General features: G+C 64.1%; 20 protein-coding genes. 12 read left to right on the top strand and 8 right to left on the bottom strand.

What is annotated here, in order from left to right:
- Window positions 1-3: 3 nt before the first annotated feature.
- Window positions 4-1,221 carry a type II secretion system inner membrane protein GspF gene (gene gspF / locus SB753_RS21330; protein WP_027776886.1) on the top strand — a complete coding sequence of 406 codons (1,218 nt, stop codon included), beginning with the start codon at window positions 4-6 and terminating at the stop codon, window positions 1,219-1,221.
- An 82-nt stretch (window positions 1,222-1,303) separates the two neighbouring features.
- Here the strand turns inward: gspF and SB753_RS21325 are convergent, their stop codons facing one another.
- Entirely contained in the window at window positions 1,304-1,717 is a 414-nt protein-coding gene (locus SB753_RS21325; RefSeq protein ID WP_027776885.1) for a type II secretion system protein N, read from the bottom strand.
- A gap of 157 nt (window positions 1,718-1,874) precedes the next feature.
- Here SB753_RS21325 and gspG point away from each other — a divergent pair, with 157 nt between their 5' ends.
- From gspG to SB753_RS21285, 8 genes are read left to right on the top strand one after another with little or no spacing between them, the layout of a single operon-like run.
- Entirely contained in the window at window positions 1,875-2,339 is a 465-nt protein-coding gene (gene gspG, locus SB753_RS21320; protein ID WP_020067385.1) for a type II secretion system major pseudopilin GspG, read from the top strand.
- Window positions 2,330-2,911: a GspH/FimT family pseudopilin gene (locus SB753_RS21315; RefSeq protein ID WP_088176210.1), complete on the top strand. Its 582-nt coding sequence runs from the start codon at window positions 2,330-2,332 to the stop codon at window positions 2,909-2,911. The genes gspG and SB753_RS21315 overlap by 10 nt, the downstream gene beginning before the upstream one ends.
- Before the next feature lies 1 nt (window position 2,912).
- Window positions 2,913-3,326, top strand: coding sequence for a type II secretion system minor pseudopilin GspI (gspI, locus tag SB753_RS21310; RefSeq protein WP_410801692.1), 414 nt, complete (start codon window positions 2,913-2,915; stop codon window positions 3,324-3,326).
- Entirely contained in the window at window positions 3,304-3,981 is a 678-nt protein-coding gene (locus tag SB753_RS21305) for a type II secretion system protein J (protein WP_027776882.1), read from the top strand. Before gspI ends, SB753_RS21305 begins: the two co-directional genes overlap by 23 nt.
- A gap of 1 nt (window position 3,982) precedes the next feature.
- Window positions 3,983-5,173, top strand: coding sequence for a type II secretion system minor pseudopilin GspK (gene gspK / locus SB753_RS21300; protein ID WP_410801690.1), 1,191 nt, complete (start codon window positions 3,983-3,985; stop codon window positions 5,171-5,173).
- 28 nt (window positions 5,174-5,201) lie between these two features.
- Window positions 5,202-6,602, top strand: coding sequence for a type II secretion system protein GspL (gspL, locus tag SB753_RS21295; RefSeq protein ID WP_020067380.1), 1,401 nt, complete (start codon window positions 5,202-5,204; stop codon window positions 6,600-6,602).
- The gene (locus tag SB753_RS21290) at window positions 6,599-7,102 is read left to right on the top strand and encodes a type II secretion system protein M (RefSeq protein WP_020067379.1); all 504 of its coding nucleotides are present in this window, start codon (window positions 6,599-6,601) and stop codon (window positions 7,100-7,102) included. Before gspL ends, SB753_RS21290 begins: the two co-directional genes overlap by 4 nt.
- A gap of 22 nt (window positions 7,103-7,124) precedes the next feature.
- The gene (locus SB753_RS21285) at window positions 7,125-7,904 is read left to right on the top strand and encodes a type II secretion system protein N (RefSeq protein ID WP_204522595.1); all 780 of its coding nucleotides are present in this window, start codon (window positions 7,125-7,127) and stop codon (window positions 7,902-7,904) included.
- A 152-nt stretch (window positions 7,905-8,056) separates the two neighbouring features.
- Here SB753_RS21285 and SB753_RS21280 read toward each other — a convergent pair whose 3' ends face one another.
- Window positions 8,057-9,658 carry an efflux transporter outer membrane subunit gene (locus tag SB753_RS21280; protein WP_410801688.1) on the bottom strand — a complete coding sequence of 534 codons (1,602 nt, stop codon included), beginning with the start codon at window positions 9,656-9,658 and terminating at the stop codon, window positions 8,057-8,059.
- Window positions 9,659-9,844: 186 nt separating this feature from the next.
- Window positions 9,845-10,213: a hypothetical protein gene (locus tag SB753_RS21275; RefSeq protein ID WP_204522597.1), complete on the bottom strand. Its 369-nt coding sequence runs from the start codon at window positions 10,211-10,213 to the stop codon at window positions 9,845-9,847.
- A 259-nt stretch (window positions 10,214-10,472) separates the two neighbouring features.
- Here SB753_RS21275 and SB753_RS21270 point away from each other — a divergent pair, with 259 nt between their 5' ends.
- Both SB753_RS21270 and SB753_RS21265 read left to right on the top strand, forming a co-directional pair.
- Entirely contained in the window at window positions 10,473-11,015 is a 543-nt protein-coding gene (locus tag SB753_RS21270; RefSeq protein ID WP_204522598.1) for a MarR family transcriptional regulator, read from the top strand.
- 137 nt (window positions 11,016-11,152) lie between these two features.
- The gene (locus tag SB753_RS21265; RefSeq protein ID WP_410801686.1) at window positions 11,153-12,739 is read left to right on the top strand and encodes a DHA2 family efflux MFS transporter permease subunit; all 1,587 of its coding nucleotides are present in this window, start codon (window positions 11,153-11,155) and stop codon (window positions 12,737-12,739) included.
- A 17-nt stretch (window positions 12,740-12,756) separates the two neighbouring features.
- On the opposite strand, the gene SB753_RS21260 is transcribed toward SB753_RS21265, so the two are convergent.
- The 4 genes from SB753_RS21260 to ada all read right to left on the bottom strand — a co-directional run bounded on the left by SB753_RS21260 (window position 12,757) and on the right by ada (window position 17,552).
- Window positions 12,757-13,272, bottom strand: coding sequence for a hypothetical protein (locus tag SB753_RS21260; RefSeq protein WP_410801684.1), 516 nt, complete (start codon window positions 13,270-13,272; stop codon window positions 12,757-12,759).
- A 240-nt stretch (window positions 13,273-13,512) separates the two neighbouring features.
- Window positions 13,513-15,129 carry a glutamate--cysteine ligase gene (gshA, locus tag SB753_RS21255; protein WP_410801682.1) on the bottom strand — a complete coding sequence of 539 codons (1,617 nt, stop codon included), beginning with the start codon at window positions 15,127-15,129 and terminating at the stop codon, window positions 13,513-13,515.
- Between the two features lie 333 nt (window positions 15,130-15,462).
- Window positions 15,463-16,380 carry a DNA-3-methyladenine glycosylase family protein gene (locus SB753_RS21250; protein WP_408170779.1) on the bottom strand — a complete coding sequence of 306 codons (918 nt, stop codon included), beginning with the start codon at window positions 16,378-16,380 and terminating at the stop codon, window positions 15,463-15,465.
- Window positions 16,377-17,552 carry a bifunctional DNA-binding transcriptional regulator/O6-methylguanine-DNA methyltransferase Ada gene (gene ada, locus SB753_RS21245; RefSeq protein ID WP_410801680.1) on the bottom strand — a complete coding sequence of 392 codons (1,176 nt, stop codon included), beginning with the start codon at window positions 17,550-17,552 and terminating at the stop codon, window positions 16,377-16,379. The genes SB753_RS21250 and ada overlap by 4 nt, the downstream gene beginning before the upstream one ends.
- Before the next feature lie 393 nt (window positions 17,553-17,945).
- On the opposite strand from ada, the gene SB753_RS21240 reads away from it, so the two are divergent.
- Complete coding sequence (locus tag SB753_RS21240; protein ID WP_310065977.1) at window positions 17,946-18,371, top strand: VOC family protein; 426 nt, start codon at window positions 17,946-17,948, stop codon at window positions 18,369-18,371.
- 37 nt (window positions 18,372-18,408) lie between these two features.
- Here SB753_RS21240 and SB753_RS21235 read toward each other — a convergent pair whose 3' ends face one another.
- Window positions 18,409-18,963: a YaeQ family protein gene (locus SB753_RS21235; RefSeq protein WP_027776868.1), complete on the bottom strand. Its 555-nt coding sequence runs from the start codon at window positions 18,961-18,963 to the stop codon at window positions 18,409-18,411.
- Window positions 18,964-19,074: the final 111 nt, after the last annotated feature.

Below are 19,074 nucleotides of genomic sequence, written 5' to 3'. Positions count from 1 at the left end.
CGCATGCCGGCATTTCGTTTTGAAGCGATCGACGCGGCGGGCAAGGCGCAAAAAGGCGTGCTCGACGCCGACAGCGCGCGCGGTGCCCGCACCAACCTCCGTTCGCAGGGACTCACGCCGCTTGTGGTCGAACCGGCGGCCACACGCACGCGCGGCGAGCGCAATCAACGTCTGTCGTTGGGACGGCGGTTGTCGCAGCGCGAGCAGGCGATTCTCACGCGTCAGCTGGCCAGTCTGCTGATTGCCGGCCTGCCGCTCGACGAAGCGCTCTCGGTGCTCACCGAACAATCGGAGCGCGACTACATTCGCGAACTGATGGCCGCGATCCGCGCGGAAGTGCTCGGCGGCCACTCGCTCGCGAATGCGCTGACGCAGCATCCGAAAGACTTTCCCGAGATTTATCGCGCGCTGGTTGCTGCCGGCGAACATACCGGCAAGCTCGGACTCGTGCTGTCGCGGCTGGCCGACTACATCGAGCAACGCAACGCGCTCAAGCAGAAGATCGTGCTCGCGTTCACGTACCCGACCATCGTCACAATCATCGCGTTCGGCATCGTCACGTTTCTGTTGAGTTACGTGGTGCCGCAAGTGGTCAACGTGTTCGCAAGCACCAAGCAGCAACTGCCCTTCCTCACGATCATGATGATGGCGCTGTCCGGTTTCGTGCGGAACTGGTGGTGGGCCGTGCTGATCGCGGTGGCGATTCTCTTCTATGCAGTGCGTTCGACGCTCAGACAAGCCGGCCCGCGCCTCGCGTTCGACCGCTGGCTGCTCACCGCCCCGCTACTCGGCAAACTCGTGCGCGGCTACAACACGGTGCGTTTTGCGAGCACGCTCGGCATTCTGACGGCGGCCGGCGTGCCGATTCTGCGGGCGCTGCAGGCCGCGGCTGAAACGCTCAGCAATACGGCCATGCGCGGGAACATCGACGACGCGATCGTTCGTGTTCGTGAAGGCACGTCGCTCTCCCGCGCGCTCGGCAATACGAAGACGTTTCCGCCGGTGCTGGTTCACCTGATCCGTTCGGGCGAAGCGACCGGCGACGTCACGACCATGCTCGACCGAGCGGCGGACGGCGAAGCGCGCGAACTCGAGCGTCGCACGATGTTTCTGACGAGTTTGCTGGAGCCGCTGCTTATTCTGGCGATGGGCGGCGTGGTGCTGGTGATCGTGCTGGCGGTGATGCTGCCGATCATCGAGTTGAACAACCTGGTGCAGTGAGGGCGGCGTCGCGGCGCTTTTGTGCGGCGGGTGCTGCGGGTCGATGCGAAGCGGCGTGCGTGTCGCCCCGCTCTGCTCCGTTTTAGCGAACGTAGATCGTGGGACCCGCCGCGTTGGCCGGCAGGAATACTTCGGAATGCGCGCCATTGCGGTCGATAACGATCGAACGGGCGCGGACTTCGGAGAGTTTGGCGCCTTGCATCAGTGTGCTGCCGAGCGATACCGCACGCGGAGGTTCGCCGCCCACGCTGACGATGGCCGCGGCGCCTTCACGCAAAGCAAGAATGCCGAACAGATGCACGTCCTGGTTCGCGGTGCGCGTGAGCTGGCCGCCGAACAGCGTGGCGGCCTGGTCGGTCGAGACCTGCGCGTGCGCGGCGGCTGCGGGCAACGGTGCGCCCGACGTCGTGGTGAGCGTGATGATCCAGTAGGTCAGCGTCGCGCAGAACACGGCGAACAGCGCAAGCGACAGAAGGCGGATTTGGATGGCGTTCATGCGCATCATTGTACGGACTATTGTGAAAATTGCGTTGGGTTGAAACCCCGCGATTGCATGACATTAAAATGACCGGCCGGGCGTGTTCAATGGCACCGAAAGTGCTGGACGCGAATCCCGCCCAGTCGAAAATTCACCTGAAAAGAGGTAGCAAGCTATGCAACTGTCGACCACTCGCCGCACAGCAATCGCGGGTCCGCGCAGCCGTCGTCAACGCGGCTTTACGCTGATCGAAATCATGGTCGTGATCGCGATTCTCGGCATTCTGGCCGCGTTGATCGTGCCCAAAATCATGAGCCGTCCGGACGAAGCGCGGCGCGTTGCCGCGAAGCAGGACATCGGCACCGTGATGCAGGCGCTCAAGCTTTATCGTCTGGACAACGGCCGTTATCCGACTCAGGAGCAGGGCCTGCGCGCATTGATCGAAAAGCCGGCCACCGATCCGGTGCCGAACAACTGGAAAGACGGCGGCTACCTCGAACGTCTGCCGAACGATCCGTGGGGCAACGGCTACCAGTATCTGAATCCGGGCGTGCACGGCGAGATCGACGTGTTCAGCTACGGCGCGGACGGCAAGGCGGGCGGCGAAGGCAATGACGCCGATGTGGGCTCGTGGCAATAGACGACAGCAAAGCACGCGTGACGATCGAGCCGCCGCTCGCCGCGGCCGGCACGGCTACGCACGCGCGTGACTGCCGCCGTTCGGCTGCATGGAGCGCAATGAGTGCGAGAGCCGGCCGTCGACGCGCGGCGGGTTTCACACTGCTGGAAATGATGGTGGTGCTGGTGATCGCAGGCTTGCTGGTGTCCTTGACCGCATTGACGATGACGCGCAATCCGCGCACCGATCTGAACGAAGAAGCGCAACGTCTCGCGTTGCTGTTCGAGTCGGCCGGCGACGAAGCGCAGGTGCGCGCGCGTCCCATCGCATGGCAACCACTGGACGGTGGCTTTCGTTTCGACATGCGTACCGAAGACGGCTGGCGTCCGCTGCGCGACGATCTGCTGAAGCCCCGTCAGTGGGAAGGCGGCGTGACCGGCGTGACGATCGACTATCCGGGTTCGAGTTCGCAAGCAAGCCGTGTTGTGTTCGGCACCGAGGCGATCGACGTGCCGGTGCGCATCACGCTCTTCTCCGCTGCGGGGCGCGCGACGATCGTCGGCACCGGCAACGGCCGCTACGAGGTTCACTGACATGCGTCGTTGCAGCAGCACGGCGGCGCGCAAGGCCGCTAAGCGCCAGCGCGGTTTCACGATGATCGAGGTGCTCGTCGCGCTTGCGATCATCGCGGTGGCTCTCGCCGCATCGTTGCGCGCGGTGGGCAGTCTCGCGAGCGGCGAAGCCGATCTTCACCGGCGCCTGCTGGCTGGCTGGAGCGCGGACAACACGCTCGCGCAATTGCGTCTTACGCATGCATGGCCGAACGTCGGCTCGACGAGCTTCGATTGTTCGCAAGGCAATCTGCAGTTGATCTGTACCGAGCATGTGACGTCGACGCCGAACCCGGTGTTTCGTCGCGTGGAAGTCATGGTGACGATGCCTGGGCGTTCCGGCAACCTCGCTCAGATGGTCACGGTGGTCGCGAATGAAAACAACCGTTCGCTCTGAGCGCCGCCGCCGTGCGGGCGCGCATGGCTTCACGCTGATCGAGCTGCTGGTCGCGATTGCGATCATGGCGGTGATCGCGGTGTTGTCGTGGCGTGGACTCGACCAGATCATTCGCGGCCGGCAGACCATCACGAATGCAATGGAAGACGAGCGGGTCTTCGCGCAGCTGTTCGACCAGATGCGTATCGACGCACGTCAGGCCGCCTCGGACGACGAATCCGGCCAACCCGCGGTCTCGCTCGCGGGCGGCGGCTTGCAGATCGTGCGGCAATTGACCTTGCCCGGCTCCGCGCCGCGTTTGCAGGTCGTGCGTTACCGCGTCACCGAAGGACGCGTGATTCGCTATGCGTCGCCGCCGCTTGCGAGCGTCGGCGATCTACGCTCGGCGCTGCGCGGCGGCGAAAGCGAAGGTTGGACCGGCTTGCCTTTGATGGGTGGCGTCGGCGCGATTTCCGCGCGCCTCTACGTGCCGAGAGTCGGCTGGACGACGCAGATGAAAGACGTGCAGGGCGCAATCACGGAGGCCGACAATAACCTCAAGGTGCCGCAACTCGGCAATGCGCCGTTGCCGCGTTCGGTGACCGGACTTGAAGTGAGCGTGGGCGCGAAGTCGCTCGCGCGGCCCATCACTCGCGTTTTTTTGATTGGAGAATGACATGAGATTCTCCTCGCCTCATACGCGACGTTCTGCCGTTTGTTCAGCCTCGATCGATGGCTCGCGTGGCTTGGCGCAACATCGGACGAAGCGAGGCGGACGTGGCGGCCAGGGACGTGCACAACAACGTGCACAACAGCGCGGCGCGGCCATTATCAGCGCGTTGCTGGTAGTGGCGTTGTCGGCGATTCTGGTCTCCGGCATGCTGTGGCGCCAGCAGGTTCAGGTTCGCCGAATCGAGAATCAGCGCCTGCTCGCGCAGGCCCAATGGGTCTCGCGCGGTGCGCTCGACTGGACGCGTCTGATTCTTCGCTCTGAAGGCGATACCTCCGCAGGCATTACGTATCTGGGCGGCGTGTGGGGCGTGCCGATCGCAAAGACGAGGCTCTCCGATTTCCTCGGCCAGATCGGCGAGGTCCGCGCTCAGCAGGGCGCCGCCACCTACCTGTCGGGATCCATTGAAGACGCTCAGGCCAAGTTCAATCTTCGCAACCTGGTCGCGAGCCCCGCGCCCGGGGTCATGCAACTGGACACGGAGCAGATCGGCGCATACCAGCGTCTGCTCGTGTCGCTCGGCCTGAGCGGCCAGCTCGCCAAGAACACCGCCGTGCAGGTGCGTGCGAGCCTCGCACAGTCGGCAACGCGTTTTCAGACTGTCACGTCGACGTCCGGCACGACAGCGACGGCGCCCATTCAAGGCGGCGCAACGAGCGGCGGCTTCACCGACAAGCCCGGTATCGAAGACGGCGACGACAGCGCGGCGCACGCGCCGTTGCAAATGACCAGCGTCGACTCGCTGCTCGACATTCCCGGCTATACGCCGGAGATGGTCGCGCGCTTGCGGCCCTTCGTCACCGTGCTGCCTACGGTGTCCGCGGTCAACATGAACACGGCCTCCGCGGAGGTCATCGCCGCGATTGTGCCGGGCATGAGTCTCTCGTCCGCGCAAGCATTCGTCGCGCGCCGGCAGACAGTGTTTTTCCATAATGCCGGCGACGTGCAGCTTGCTTTGCGCGGCGCGGGTGCGCAGACCGTCTCGGTCGATCCGAATCAGTACGACGTCAATACGAACTACTTTCTGATCCACGGGCGCGTGCAGCACGAGCGCGCCGAGGTGGACCGCACGACGCTCGTCTATCGCGATGCTTTGACTCACACTACGCGTATCGTGCGGGTGCAAGACCAACTATGAATAACGCCTTTCCCAAAGAGAGTGGCCTTTGAGCACGCTGATCGTCTTATTGCCGCCGCGTGATCCGGCGGTGCCGTCGCAGGAATGGCAACTGCCGGACTTGCCATTCGTGCTACTCGACAAGTCGGGACGCACGCAACGCGCCGGCCGCTCGGCGCTTGCGCTGCTGCCGCGCGCAACGTCGACGGTGCTGATGGTTGCCGCGCGCGACCTGCTGATGATGCCCGCCACGCTGCCGCCGCTGCGCGGCCCGAAGCTGCGCCAGGCATTGCCCAATATCGTCGAGGATCAGCTGATCCAGGACCCGCAAACCTGCCATATTGCCGTCGATTCGCAATCGGCCGCGGGCGGTCGTCAAATGCTGGCGATCATCGACCGTGGATGGTTCCGCTTCATCTACGAGGCTTTTTCCGCAGCCGGCCACCGGAGTCTGCGCGCCGTGCCGGTCACGCGTTGTCTGCCGGAAGCAACGTTGCCCGCCGTGCCGGCCGAAGTTGCCGAAACTGTGAGCGCGACCGAGCCGGCCATGGCGGGCGCGTCGCTCGCCGACGCTGCGCCGGTGCCGGTTGCGGCCGACACTGCGCCCCAAGTCGTGCCGATGGTGGCGGCGGTGCTCGGCACCGTGGTGCAAACTGCGCCCGCAATGCTGCTGGAAGGCGCCGTCGAAAGCGGCATGCCGCGCGTGGAGCTGGCGATTGCCCGCGGCGCGCAAGGCGAAGGCCTTGCCGTGCCTGCGAATGCGGTGAACGCGACGCTTGCCGCGCTCGCCGGCGCAACGCCGGTTTCGCTCTATATGCTGACCGAGGTTCCGGGCAACGAGCCGAGTCTTGGTGCGAGCAGTCCGGCACGTCTCGGCGCGCTCGTGCACGGCGCGAGTCCGCTGCCCTTCGAGCAGCTTGCGCGTCGCGCGCTCACATGCCGCTTCGATCTCTGCCAGTTCGAATTTGCGTCGCAGCCATGGCGGCTCGACCGCGCGACGCTGCGCCGTCTGCGCCTGCCGGTGCTGCTGGCGCTCGGCGCGCTGGTCGTCGCCATCGTCGGTGCAAATGTGCAGTGGTTGATGCTTTCACGTCAGCGCGACGCGATCAGCACGCAGATGACCGAGCTTTTGCTGACCACCTTTCCGAAGACGACGGTCGTGCTCGATGCGCCCGATCAGATGTCGCGTCAGTTGCAGCAGCTGCGCGTGGCCGCCGGTGAGCTTTCGCCGGGCGATTTTCTGTCGCTCGCCGATGGCCTCGCAAGGTCGCTCCCGCCTGTGCCGGTCAACGGCATCGCCGCGCTCGATTATCACGACCGGCGTCTCGACGTTACCTTCAAACCCGAAGTGAAGCTGGACCCCGACTTCGCCAAACGCCTTGCGCGCAACGGACTGAGCGGCGCGATCGACAGCAACACCGGCAAGTGGACCATCAGGAACGGACAATGAAAGCTGAACTCGCGCAAACCTGGGCAGGCTTCTGGTACCAGCGAACCGACCGCGAAAAAGCGTTGCTGACGTGGGGCGGCGGCGTGCTCGCAGTGGTGATCGCGTGGTCGGTGCTGTGGGCGCCGGCACAGGAGGGCCGCGCGCGGCTGCGTGAATCGCTGCCCACCTTGCAGCGGCAGCTCGCGCAAATGACCGCGCAGGCCAACGAAGCGCGCCAGCTTTCGGCGGCGGCACAGGGCGTTGCGCCGACCGGCGGTGCGCTGAAGGACGCGCTCACCGCGTCGCTGAGCGATCATGGCCTTGCGGCCACGCAAGTGCAGGTGATCGGCAACGCGGTGCAGGTGCAGATGAAGAACGCGTCGTTTCCCGCGTGGACGGCCTGGGTCGACGACGTGCGCCGCCAGTTCAAGGTGCAGGTCTCCGAGGCGCACGTGACCGCGCTGAAAGAAGACGGCCAGGTGGATGTCACTGCGTCCTTGCAGCCATCCACGGCGAAATGACCGCGCTGTCACGGGATCTCGCATGACTTACTGGATGCGGCGCCTTCGCGCCGTGCTGCCCTGGGTGCTGGTTGCGGTTCTCTCGAACGCCGCCGTGATGCTCGCGCTGTTACCCGCTGCGTGGATCACGCCGCAATTTGCCCGCCAGAGCGGCGGCCATGTGAACCTCGTCGACCCGAGCGGTTCGCTCTGGCACGGCTCGGCTACGCTGATGCTGGCGGCCGGCTCCGACATGAGCGCCGCGACGCTGCTGCCGGGACGGATCGAATGGCGCACGGCGTTCTGGCCGCTCTTCACCGGCCGTGTGCGCATGACCATGCGCCATAGCGAGGCAATGCCCGATCCGATTACCATCGACGCGACGCCGCGCAGCGCCAACGTCACCCCCGGCACGATAGGCGTCCCTGCTTCGCTGCTAAGCGGTCTGGGCGCGCCGTTCAACACGCTGGATCTGCAGGGCGACGTGCGGCTTTCGTGGTCCGACTGGCGCAGCTTCAACCGCGAGGCGTTCGGCCAGCTGACGGTAGCGCTCAGCGACGTGAGTTCGCGCGTATCGCCGGTGAAGCCGCTGGGCTCGTACCAGCTCGTGTTCCAGGCGGAGGGTGTCTCGTCGACAATCGAGTTGCGCACAGTCAAGGGCCCGCTGATGCTGAACGGCCGCGGTGTCGTGTCGCCGGCTTCCACGTCATTTCACGGAACGGCGACGTCCGCGCCCGAGGCTCGCGACAATCTTGCGGGACTGCTGAATTTGCTGGGACGGCCGAGCGGACCGGACACCGTCACGTTGTCTTTCGCTCATTGAGCGCGGTGTGGCGCGGCAAGAGGAAGGTCGCACTTACGTCACGCTGCGCGAGTTCTCAGACAGAATAAAAAAGAGGCATGTCCGGCTCCGTTAGCCGCTCATGCCTCTTTCGTATTTCAGCGCCGTGCGGCGCTTGCTCACGCCTGCGAGTTCTATTTGCTTTGCGCTTGTATCTGCGCCTGAGCGGGCATTGACGCCTGCGGGGCATCGCTTCGCGCAACCGGCGTCGCCGGTGACGTGGATGACGCTGGCAATGGTGCTGGTGCGGCCACATCGCCGGTTTCGCGGTTCATCTGCGTGACGTCCCAGCCACCGCCCAGCGCCTTGACCAGACCGACCGACGACACCATCCGCTGACCTGCGATGGTCTGCAGCTTCTGTTCGGCCGTGAACGCCGTGGTTTGTGCGGCGAGGACGTTCACGAAGCCCACCGTGCCGGCCTTGTATTCGTTCGTCACGATGGCAAGCGCCTGGCGCGCCGATTCCACGGCCTGCTGCTGCACCACGATTTCCTGTTCGAGGATGCGCTGCGACGCGAGGTTGTCCTCGACGTCCTGGAACGCGGTCAGCACCGTTTGGCGATAGGTCGCGACGTTCTGGTCATAGGCGGCCCGGGCGGCTTCGGTTTGCGCGCGGCGCAGCCCGGCGTCGAACAGGGTCGCCGCGAGTTGCGGACCGACGGTCCAGAAGCGCGACGGCGCGGTCAGCAGTTGCGAGAACAACGAACTCTGGAAGCCGCCGCTCGCCGACAACGTGAGCGATGGGAAGAAGGCGGCAATTGCGATGCCGATCTGCTCGTTGGCCGCCGCAGCCTTGCGCTCCGCAGACGCGATGTCGGGCCGCCGCTCCAGCAGTGCGGACGGCATTTGCGCGGGCACGGCGGGCGGCGTCGCGGTGAGCGGCATCGGCGGAATTGAAAACGTGGAAGCCGGTTCGCCCACGAGCACTGCGATCGCGTGTTCGTCCTGCGCGCGCTGAACGCCGTTGTCGATCGCGGAGGCCTGCGCCGATTGCAGCTGCGTTTGCGCCTGAATGACGTCGGAGCGCGCGGCCACGCCCGCGGCGTACTGGTTCTGCGTGAGTTGCAGCGAGCGTTGATAGGCGGCGACGGTTTCGTCGAGCAGCTTCTGGTTCGAATCGAGCGAGCGGAGCGCGAAGTACGTCTGCGCGAGCGTGGCCTGCGCCGACAGACGCGCGTTGGCCAGATCGGCGGCCGCGCTTTGTTGGCCCGCCTTCTGCGCGTTCACGGAACGACCCACCGAGCCCCATAGATCGGGTTCCCAGCTGGCGTCGAGTTGCAGGTTGTAGCTGTTGATGACGCCCGAGCGGTTGCTCCCGCTCGCTGCAACCGCATTCGACGAAACACCGCTGCCGGAGCGCGTAGCGCCCGCGGACAAGCCGACGGTCGGGAAATACGCCGCGCGCGCCTCACCGACCAGCGCGCGGGCCTGACGGTACGCGGCGGCAAACTGGGCGACGGTCTGATTCGCGGCGTTCAGCTTGTCTTCGAGCGCATCGAGCTGTGGATCCTGATAGACGGTCCACCATGCGCCGCGATCCTGCTGATCCGACGGTTGCGCGACTTTCCAGCCGGGTGCGGCTTCCTTGTACGAGGCGGGAATCTCGGCGTCTGGGCGCTTGTAATCTGGACCGACCGCGCACGCGGCCACGAGGCCCGCGACGGACACCGCTACCGCGAGGGTCAGGACGCGCGGCGCAAAGGTCCGCGCGGACGAGATTCGGTCAGACTGCATGCATGATTTCCTTCTGGACGCCGCGATGCCGCCGATGACGGCGCCGGCCGGTATGGTTTGCCGGCATGTTAGCGTAAGAGCCCGCTGGGCGCGGGAAACAGAAAGGTTAATGCGGCGAGCGATGTAGGTGTGTTACCGACGGTGTCGCGAAGGTTACGCGCTGTTACCGGCGAGCGACGCCACCCATCACGCCCGCGAGTCGACCCGCGATTCCGCCGATGCCGGCTTGCGCGCGAGCTTGCCTGCGGCTGCCCGGCATGGGGCGTCGCCGCGCGATTGGCAGGCGCTCGCCGGATTGTGCGCGGGGGCGGCGGCAGTGCCGACCAGGCGCACCGGCTCCGCTGCGATTTCGACAGATGTGCTGCTCGAACTCTTGCGCCCACGCCGATGCTCGACCCACGCCAGAATCGCGACCCCTACCGATCCGCCGGGCAGTACGAACAACACTGCAAATAGCGCGAGCTTCCACCAGCGATGCGGGCCCTGGAAGCTATGCAAAGCTGAATCGGTCAATGAGCGGCCTAAACCGCCGAGGGTATTTTTGAGGTACAGCATGGGAGGAACATCCTTGGGTCACGCCGCATCGGCGGCGGACAGAAAAGCGGTCAGAACATAGTCTCGGGTGGCGCGGAACGCGTAACTCGTTGCTTTGTATAATATTGACTATGCAAGTAAATTTCAAGATACTGATGCGCGATATGTGGGTGCGCTGTTGTTTTTCGGCGGTTCCTTCTGGGCGGCCTGCGAAAATCGCCATTGATCTTCCTGCTTAGGCAGCTAAACTTCGCTTGCCCAGCGATGTTCCGGATACAAGATGACAGACGGCCCCTACAAAGCAGATGAAATTCGGCTCGAGTCCAGTCTCGGCTATTACCTGTCGAAGGCTCGCAACGTGCTGGTTGAGCGCACCGACCGCGCGGTGAAGCCGCTTGGGCTGACCGCCCAGCAGATCGGCGTCATTCTGATGCTGGCCGCCGGCCGGGCGAACACGCCGTTCGAGTTGTCTCGCGTTATGTCGTACGACAGCGGTTCGATGACGCGTCTTCTTGATCGCCTTGAAAACAAGGGCTTTGTGTCGCGCACGCGCAGTGACGCGGATCGACGCATGATCAAGCTGGAACTGACGCCGCGAGGTCACGACGCGGCGCGCCAGTTGCCGGACATTGGCGCTGCGGTGCTGAACGAACAGTTGCGCGGCTTCACCGCCGCTGACCTTGCCACGCTGATCGATCTGCTCGGCCGTTTCATTGCGAACGGCGTCGATCCGGATTCGAGCGCCGGTTGTGGCCTGTGTTCGCCAGATGAGTTGCCTGACGAGCCGCTTCAGGATTCATCGCCGGAAAACGGCAAGCAGTAGCTGGAGCGCGAATTACAGGGCTGTACTGCACATATATCTCTGTCTGGGCAGAGTGTGATGGTGCATATATGCGTGATGGCTGGATCGACGCGATAAACGTGGCACAACAATCTTTTCCGCGCTGAGGAGAAAAACATATGGACGCTACGGCTTCCAACGCTACTGGACCGGCGGCCCAACCCGCCACCCCGCCCGCAGCCGAGCCGGCGCCGCTTATGGGCGGCGCGCTTGCGCTGCTGACGGTGGGCCTCGCGCTCGGCACCTTCATGGAGGTGCTGGACACGTCGATTGCCAACGTGGCCGTGCCGACCATCTCCGGCAGTCTCGGCGTAGCGACCAGCCAGGGCACGTGGGTGATCTCGTCGTATTCGGTTGCGTCGGCGATTGCTGTGCCGCTCACCGGATGGCTGGCACGGCGCGTCGGCGAAGTGCGGCTCTTCACACTGTCCGTTCTGCTTTTTACGATCGCCTCGGCGCTGTGCGGTTTCGCGCAGAATTTCGAGTCGCTGATCATGTTTCGCCTGGTTCAAGGCCTTGTGTCCGGGCCGATGGTGCCGCTTTCGCAGACCATTCTGATGCGCTCCTATCCGCCGGAAAAACGCGGGCTCGCACTCGGCCTTTGGGCGATGACCGTCATCTGTGCGCCGATTTTCGGGCCAGTGATGGGCGGCTATATCACCGACAACTACACGTGGCCGTGGATCTTCTACATCAACGTGCCGATCGGCCTTTTCTCCGCGGGCTGCGCGTTCGTGCTGCTGCGCGGCCGGGAAACGAAGACCACGCAGCAGCGTATCGACGCGGTTGGTCTTACGTTGCTCGTAATCGGCGTGGCGTGCCTGCAGATGGTGCTCGACCTCGGCAAGGACCGCGACTGGTTCAACTCGACATTTATCGTGACGCTTGCAGTGATCGCGGTCGTGTCGATTGCGTTCATGCTCGTGTGGGAGATGACCGAGAAAGAACCCGTGGTCGACCTTTCGCTGTTCAAGGACCGCAACTTCGCGCTTGGCGTGCTGATCATCTCGTTCGGCTTCATGGCGTTCTTCGGCTCGGTGGTGATTTTCCCGCTATGGCTGCAAACCGTGATGGGCTACACCGCGGGCCTCGCCGGTCTCGCCACCGCGCCGGTCGGCTTACTCGCCCTCTTTCTCTCGCCGATGATCGGCAAGAACATGCATCGTTTGAATTTGCGCGTGGTGGCGAGTTTCGCGTTTATCGTGTTCGCGTTCGTGTCGTTCTGGAACTCCACTTTCACGCTCGACGTGCCGTTTAACCACGTCATCTGGCCGCGTATCGTGCAGGGTATCGGCGTGGCGTGCTTCTTTGTGCCGATGACAACCATCACCCTATCGAGCGTATCCGACGAACGGCTCGCAAGCGCGTCGGGTTTATCGAACTTTTTCCGGACCTTGTCGGGGGCGATCGGAACTGCGATCAGTACGACGTATTGGGAAAACGATACGATTCGCCATCATGCGATGCTGGTCGACAACGTGAACGTCTACACGCCGAATACGAATGCGTACACCGATGCACTCGCCGGCGTCGGCTTTTCCGGTGGCAGCATTACCGCGCAGCTCGAGCAGGTGGTGACTGCGCAGGCTTATATGCTCGCCACGAACGACTTCTTCCGCATATCGTGCGCGGCGTTCCTCGTGCTTGCGGTGCTCGTGTGGATCACCAAACCGCGCAAAGGCGTCGGTCCTTCAATGGGACATTGATCGGCGCAACGCTTCGCTCATTGACTGACGGCTTCGCCGGTCGTTGGCGTCACCGACTGCCCCTGCAACGCGTCGGGGTGCATGGCGGTGGGGGCGGGCTGCGACGGCTTCACATCGGGTTTCTGTGTGCCCGCCGCGGTGCCTCGAACGTATTGCTTGAAGTCGGCGCCCGCTTCCCACGGGTTCGGCGTGCAGCCAAGCGATCCATCGCAATGTGCGGCGAAGCCGATCGTCGCGGTGCCGTCGGGATTTGCGGTGCGGGTGATCTGATACGCGAGCGCGCGTTTGCCGCCATCGGGGGCGGCCGTCTGAATCAGCGTGTCGGTCGCGGATTCGACTTTATATTTTGAGTTGTTCGTGACCCACGTCTGCGCGCGCTGCCACCAGAGGTCGCACTGAGCTTTGTTCGAACACGTCAGGGGCGTGGTTGCAATCTGCATAACGTCGGGATCGACTTGTCCTTGCGTTGAACATGCGGTCGCGGCAACCGCCGCCGTCGCAATGCACAGTGCGGCCAACAGACTTTGCTTCATCACGTTGATCCTCCCTCTCGCTAGCGTGTCGTAACAGTTTGGACCGTTACGCGCGGAGGGCGTTTCCTTTACGTCAAAGAAACCTGCAAGTCGCGAAGGTTCTGCCGACGCGCCCGCTGTTGTGCGCGTCGCGTTGTGCGCGTCGATTACGTAGCCGTTACCGCGCATGCACCGCGCAATAAAAAAAGCGGCTACTCGAGCCGCTTTCGCACGTTGCTTCGCGCACGTGAGCCGGTGTGTTCAGACGCTGAAACGATTCAACGTATACGCCCGATAAGCTGCGACAAATGCATCGAACGAGCCTACTTCTTCGCGTTCGAGCTTCGCCTGCTCGTCGAGCGATTGTTTGGCCAGTTCTGCAAACTCCTTGGCCTCGCCCGGCTCCAGCGGACGCGCGCGGAAGTAGGCCGCGTGCGCTTCGCTTAGTTCCAGACCGAATTCGAGGAAGCTCTGCTGCTTGTCGCGCATCGTCTGCAACACCCGCGCCGATGGCGTAAGCGACGGATCGGCAAGTTTCGCCCGTTGAATGGCAACCGAGCGCGCGTGCGCGTCGCCGCCCTGCAGTGCGTCGAGCGTGGCTGCCGCGGCTTCGATCTTGACGAATAGCTCTTCGGCCCACTCGATCATCGCGAGCGGATGGCCGTCACGGACCAGTTCGAGGCCGGGCTTGCGCCCTTCGGTCGTTACGCGCGCGAAGTTCTGGTTGGCCTCCGCGTAGGGCTGCGGCGGCAATGGCGCGCTGTCGTCGAGCGCGCACACAAGCAGATAGGCGTCGAGAAAGCGTGACGTCTCCAGAGAAATACCAACCGGCTCGAATGGGTCGATGTCCATGCAGCGCACTTCGACGTATTGCACGCCGCGCGCGGCCAGCGCATGCAAAGGACGCTCGCCGGGATACGTGACGCGCTTCGGACGGATCGTCGAGTAGAACTCGTTTTCGATCTGCAGCACGTTCGTGTTGATCTGCACCCACTCGCCGTTTCGCTGCGTACCGATTGCCTCGTATGCCGGATACGGCTGGCTGACGGCCTTCGCAAGTGCGTCGAGATAACCGGGCAGCGTGTCGTAGTCGGCATGCAGCGCCGCTTGCGCGGTGGTGTTCGAGTAGCCGAGATCGCTCATGCGCAGGCTGGTTGCATACGGACGGTACAACGTGTCTGCGTCGAAGGTTTCGAGCGTATGTTTACGCCCGCGCAAGAAGCGGCGGTCGAGCGCCGGCGACGCGCCGAACAGATACATCAGCAGCCAGTTTGTGCGGCGGAAATTGCGAATCAGCGCGAGATAACGATCCGACTGGAAATCGACGGCGCTTGCGGTGGATTGCTGATCGGCATGCAACAGCCGCCAGACTTCCTCGTTCAGCGAATAGTTGTAGTGGATGCCGGCAATGCATTGCATCGTGCGACCGTAACGCAGCGCAAGGCCGATCCGATAGACGTACTTCAGCTTGCCGATATTGGAGGTGCCGTAGTTCGCGATTGGAATGCCGTCGTCGGTATCGGGCAAGAGGCCGGGCATTGAGTTGTTCCACAGAATCTCGTCGCCGAGTTCTGCGTACACAAAGCGATGCAGCCGGTCGAGCTTATCGAGCGTCAGCGCGACGTCCTGCTCGGCCGGCGTGATCAGTTCGAGCAGCGCTTCGGAATAGTCGGTGGTCAGCGAAGGATGCGTGAGCGCCGATCCGAGCGCGCGCGGATGCGGCGTCAGCGCGAGTTCTCCGTTATGGTTCACGCGCAGGCTTTCTCTTTCTATGCCGCGCAGGCCGTGCAGCAGCGCATCGCGTTGCGGGCCAGAAGTCAGCACGGACAGGCGGTGCGAGAACGCGTCGGTCGTGCGGGATTGTGTGGTGTTTGGCATTGATGCGAGTCGGGCGTTGTCGGCCGCCATGTGCCGCTTCGCTGCTCACTGGCAGCATGGTGCGGTCGACAACGTTCGGCGGAATTTTCAGTAGCGGGCACTTTAACATCTCGCCACGGCGCCTGCTTGAGGCCGCCTCGGCGGGCTGTTCCGGCCGGTCTGACCGACTGTTTTCACGCCGGATTCGCGAATCTGGCCACGGGAATTCGGGTTATTGCGGGTATTGCGGCGGTGAGGTTTTTAGCGGGCGGCGGTGCGTGCCGCACCCGCGTTCGATGCGGCGGGACGGAGCAACCTGCGCGTGTTGCTACCCACGCGAGCTAGCAAGCAAAGTTAACCGCCACGCGCGGCGCCGGCGCGGTCCGCTACTTCATTCCACAGATGCATCGCCGCGTAAGCACGCCACGGTCGCCATGCGTCGGTGCGTGCGCGTTGCTGGGTCGCCCGCACGAGCGACGGATCGCGCGCGGAGATCGACTGCATCAACACGAGGTCGAGCGCGGGCCACGCGTCGGCATCGCGCCACGCACGCATCGCGACGTATTCGACCGTCCACGGGCCGATGCCCGGCAAGGCGAGTAATTCCGTGCGCAGGCTGTGAGCGTCGGCGGTTGCGCTGTCGAGCGGTACGTCGCCGCTCGCGACGGCGCGCGCGAAACCCTGCAACGCCGCGACGCGTTTGCCCGGCATGCCGATTTGCGCGAGATCGACTGTTGCCAGGGCGTCTGGCGTCGGAAAACGCCACGCGGTGCTTGCGTGCGGATGCCCTTCGATACGCTCGCCCGCGCGCTGTACCAGTCGTCCGATGATGGTTGTCGCGGCCTTCACGCTGACCTGCTGGCCGACGATCGCACGTACCACGAGTTCGAAACCGGACCACGCGCCCGGCACGCGCAGACCTGGCGCCGCTTCGATCAGCGGCGCGAGCCAGGGGTCGGCGGCCAGGGCGGCACCGATCTTCTTCGGCTCCGCGTGCAGATCGAAGATCCTCGCGATGGGTGCTGCAAGCGCGTCGGCGTGACGGCTCACCGGTCCCTCGATGCTTGCGACGAGGCAGCGCTTGCGTGGGTGCTGGCGCACGCTGAGCGTGCCACTGTCGCCGTCCCATTCGATTGCGCGGCGATAGGCGCCGTCTTCGACCGTCTCGACGCCGGGCGTCGCCCGTCCGCCGAAAAAGCGCAGCAGGCGCGGCCAGTCGAACGGCGATTTGTACGGCAGTTCCAGGGTTGCGACTTCGTCAAGCGTGCTCACGCGGCGTGGTCCAGTTTGGTAGCGACGGTTTCAGTAGGACCCGTCTGGGAATGGCTGGGTTCATCTGCGGAAACGTTGCGCGCGTGCTGCGCCTCGTTGTCCAGAAGAGCGGCCTTGCGCGGCAAGCCCCAGCGATAGCCCGCAAGCGCCCCGCCCTTTTGCACGACGCGATGACACGGAATGGCGAGCGCAACCGGGTTCGTCGCGCACGCGCTCGCCACGGCGCGCACGGCCCGCGGCGCGCCGACCGCCTCGGCGATCTCCGTGTAGCTGCGCGTCTGTCCATACGGAATGCGCCGCAGCGCGTCCCAGACACGCTGACGGAAGGCGGTCGCGGCAATATCGAGCGGCAGGTCGAAGTCCTGACGCGTGCCGCGCAGGTACGCGTCGATTTGAGCGATGAACGGCGCGAGCCGCTCGGGATCGTCGAGCAGGGCCGCGTTGGCGAATTCGCCGCGCAATTCGTCGACGAGGAAGGCGGCGTCGTCGCCAAAGCCGATTTTGCAGATGCCTTTGTCGGTCGCGGCCACCAGCACGAAGCCGAGCGACGTCGGCGCGCTCGCGTAGCGGACGGTCAGTCCCGCACCCTTGCGGCGATATTCCGACGGCGCCATGCCCAATTCCGCCGATGCGCTGTCGTACATCCGCGAAGGCGAATTGAAGCCGGCGTCCAGCGTCGCACGCGTGACGTCCGCGCCGCTCTTGAGCGCGTCGCGCAACGCGGCGCCGCGCTGCGCGGCCTGATACTGACGTGGCGACACGCCAACCACGCGCTTGAACAGCCGCTGCAGATGAAACGGGCTCACGTGCACAGCGTCGCTCAATTGCGCGAGCGTGAGACGTTGCTGCGGATCGGCGTCGAGCGCGGCGCACGCCCGGTTCACGATCTCCAGTTCGCGCGGCAATCCGCCCGGCTGGCAGCGCTTGCAATCGCGAAAGCCCGCGGCGCGGGCGCCGCCGGCGTCTGCGAAGAAGGCGACATTCTCACGACGCGGCTGGCGCGAAGCGCAGGACGGACGGCAGAACACACCCGTCGTCTTCACGCCGTAGAAGAAAGCGCCGTCCGCGAGCGGATCGCGGCGAGTGACGGCTTCCCAACGCTCGTCGTCGGAATTCCAGGCGGCGGTCTCGGCGGTAAGGCTAGTGTCAACAGGCTTGGCAGCGCGGTTCATGATGGTCCCGGATAGGTGCTCTCGATGCTCACCAATGTAGGCCGCATGCCGACACACTACGCTCCGGTTCTTGCTGTGTCATTGCGGTTTCCCAATGGCGGACGGTCGTCGAATCCCCGCCAGGCACTCGTTTCGCCGCAAAGTGCGACAAATTTGCACGATATCGGGTTTTCCCTTAAAAAGTTATTGCGTCGCACCAACCCCGTGTGTATATTAGTACCTGTCTCCTCCATGTCTCCTCCTGATATGGATTCAGCCCGCTCCAAGCAGAGCGGGCTTTTTTTCGTCTGTACGCTCTGCATCTGGGCCTCACCGCAAGGCTTCCAGAGCCGCCGCTTTCTCATAAACTGGTGGTTCATCCGTTCCGTAAGCCGGCCAGAGGAAACGTTCCAAATGAAAATCCATATTCGCGAGATCGACCACGTGGTGATTCGGGCGTCGAATGTCGAGGTCATGGCGCGCTTCTACTGCGAGGTGCTCGGTTGCAGCCTCGAGAAGGAGCAGCGCGAGCTGGGTCTCACGCAGTTGCGCGCGGGCCGTTCGCTGATCGACCTGCTGCAGGTGGGCGCGAAGCTCGATCGCCCGGAAAACGGCGCGGTCGGCGCAGGGCGAAACATGGATCACGTGTGTTTGCGCGTGGAACCGTTTGATGTAGACGCGCTCAAGGCGCATCTCGGCGAGCACGGCGCACGGCTTGGCGAGCAGGCGGTTCGCTACGGCGCGGACGGCTACGGCCCGTCGCTATATCTGTTCGACCCGGAGGGCAACATGGTCGAACTGAAAGGGCCGCCGGAAGCGGCTCGGGTCACGTCGCTCTGAAGGCGAGCCGCAAGGTCAGCCGCGAGCTGCCGACGTCCTAGCCGTTGGCGGGCGCCTTCAACACCGTCCACTCGATTTTCACCGCGTCGGCTTCCGCGCTGCCGAGCCACGCTTCGCCGTCCTGTACGGTGCATTGAAGCCGCATCGTGCGCTCGGCAAGCGCGCCCAACTCTGCCGCGACGTTCTCGCCAAGCGACCAGACCGTCACATTGCGCATGCGCTCAACCTTGTTGCGCACGCCCTGCCACCAGATATCCGAAGTACGTCCGCCGTACGCAATCACGATCACGTCGTTCGAACGGCCGCTCGCCTTTGCGATGCGCCGCTCGTCGGGCTGGCCGACTTCGATCCACGTTTCAATCGCGCCGGTCAGATCTTTCTGCCACAGATCGGGTTCGTCGACATCCGACAATCCCTTGCAGAACTCGAGCCGTTCCTGCGCAAAGAGCGCGAACGCGGCGACGCGGACCATCATCCGTTCGTCGGTTTCCGACGGATGACGCGCGATGGTGAGCGAATGGTCGGCGTAATAGTGCCGGTCCATGTTGGCGATCTGCAATTCCGCCTTGTAAATCGTCGATTTGAGAGCCATGCCGTTGCTAAACCAGACGCTCGCTCCAGCGGAGCGAACCGAAAATGAGTCGTCGACGGCGCGCTGCCGTCTTCCGTGTTTGTTGTACATTTTGTCTCCCTCCCGTGCCGT

The organism is Paraburkholderia sp. SIMBA_053 (genome assembly GCF_046534895.1).
Lineage (GTDB): Bacteria > Pseudomonadota > Gammaproteobacteria > Burkholderiales > Burkholderiaceae > Paraburkholderia > Paraburkholderia caledonica.
This window is presented reverse-complemented; position numbering and strand designations above follow the sequence as displayed.

Coding starts and splice junctions, on each gene's coding strand:
- gspF (WP_027776886.1), top strand. CDS start 4: ATGCCGGCATTTCGTTTTGAAGCGATCGACGCGGCGGGCAAGGCGCAA.
- SB753_RS21325 (WP_027776885.1), bottom strand. CDS start 1,717: ATGAACGCCATCCAAATCCGCCTTCTGTCGCTTGCGCTGTTCGCCGTG.
- gspG (WP_020067385.1), top strand. CDS start 1,875: ATGCAACTGTCGACCACTCGCCGCACAGCAATCGCGGGTCCGCGCAGC.
- gspI (WP_410801692.1), top strand. CDS start 2,913: ATGCGTCGTTGCAGCAGCACGGCGGCGCGCAAGGCCGCTAAGCGCCAG.
- SB753_RS21305 (WP_027776882.1), top strand. CDS start 3,304: ATGAAAACAACCGTTCGCTCTGAGCGCCGCCGCCGTGCGGGCGCGCAT.
- gspK (WP_410801690.1), top strand. CDS start 3,983: ATGAGATTCTCCTCGCCTCATACGCGACGTTCTGCCGTTTGTTCAGCC.
- SB753_RS21290 (WP_020067379.1), top strand. CDS start 6,599: ATGAAAGCTGAACTCGCGCAAACCTGGGCAGGCTTCTGGTACCAGCGA.
- SB753_RS21285 (WP_204522595.1), top strand. CDS start 7,125: ATGACTTACTGGATGCGGCGCCTTCGCGCCGTGCTGCCCTGGGTGCTG.
- SB753_RS21280 (WP_410801688.1), bottom strand. CDS start 9,658: ATGCAGTCTGACCGAATCTCGTCCGCGCGGACCTTTGCGCCGCGCGTC.
- SB753_RS21275 (WP_204522597.1), bottom strand. CDS start 10,213: ATGCTGTACCTCAAAAATACCCTCGGCGGTTTAGGCCGCTCATTGACC.
- SB753_RS21270 (WP_204522598.1), top strand. CDS start 10,473: ATGACAGACGGCCCCTACAAAGCAGATGAAATTCGGCTCGAGTCCAGT.
- SB753_RS21265 (WP_410801686.1), top strand. CDS start 11,153: ATGGACGCTACGGCTTCCAACGCTACTGGACCGGCGGCCCAACCCGCC.
- SB753_RS21260 (WP_410801684.1), bottom strand. CDS start 13,272: ATGAAGCAAAGTCTGTTGGCCGCACTGTGCATTGCGACGGCGGCGGTT.
- gshA (WP_410801682.1), bottom strand. CDS start 15,129: ATGCCAAACACCACACAATCCCGCACGACCGACGCGTTCTCGCACCGC.
- ada (WP_410801680.1), bottom strand. CDS start 17,552: ATGAACCGCGCTGCCAAGCCTGTTGACACTAGCCTTACCGCCGAGACC.
- SB753_RS21240 (WP_310065977.1), top strand. CDS start 17,946: ATGAAAATCCATATTCGCGAGATCGACCACGTGGTGATTCGGGCGTCG.
- SB753_RS21235 (WP_027776868.1), bottom strand. CDS start 18,963: ATGGCTCTCAAATCGACGATTTACAAGGCGGAATTGCAGATCGCCAAC.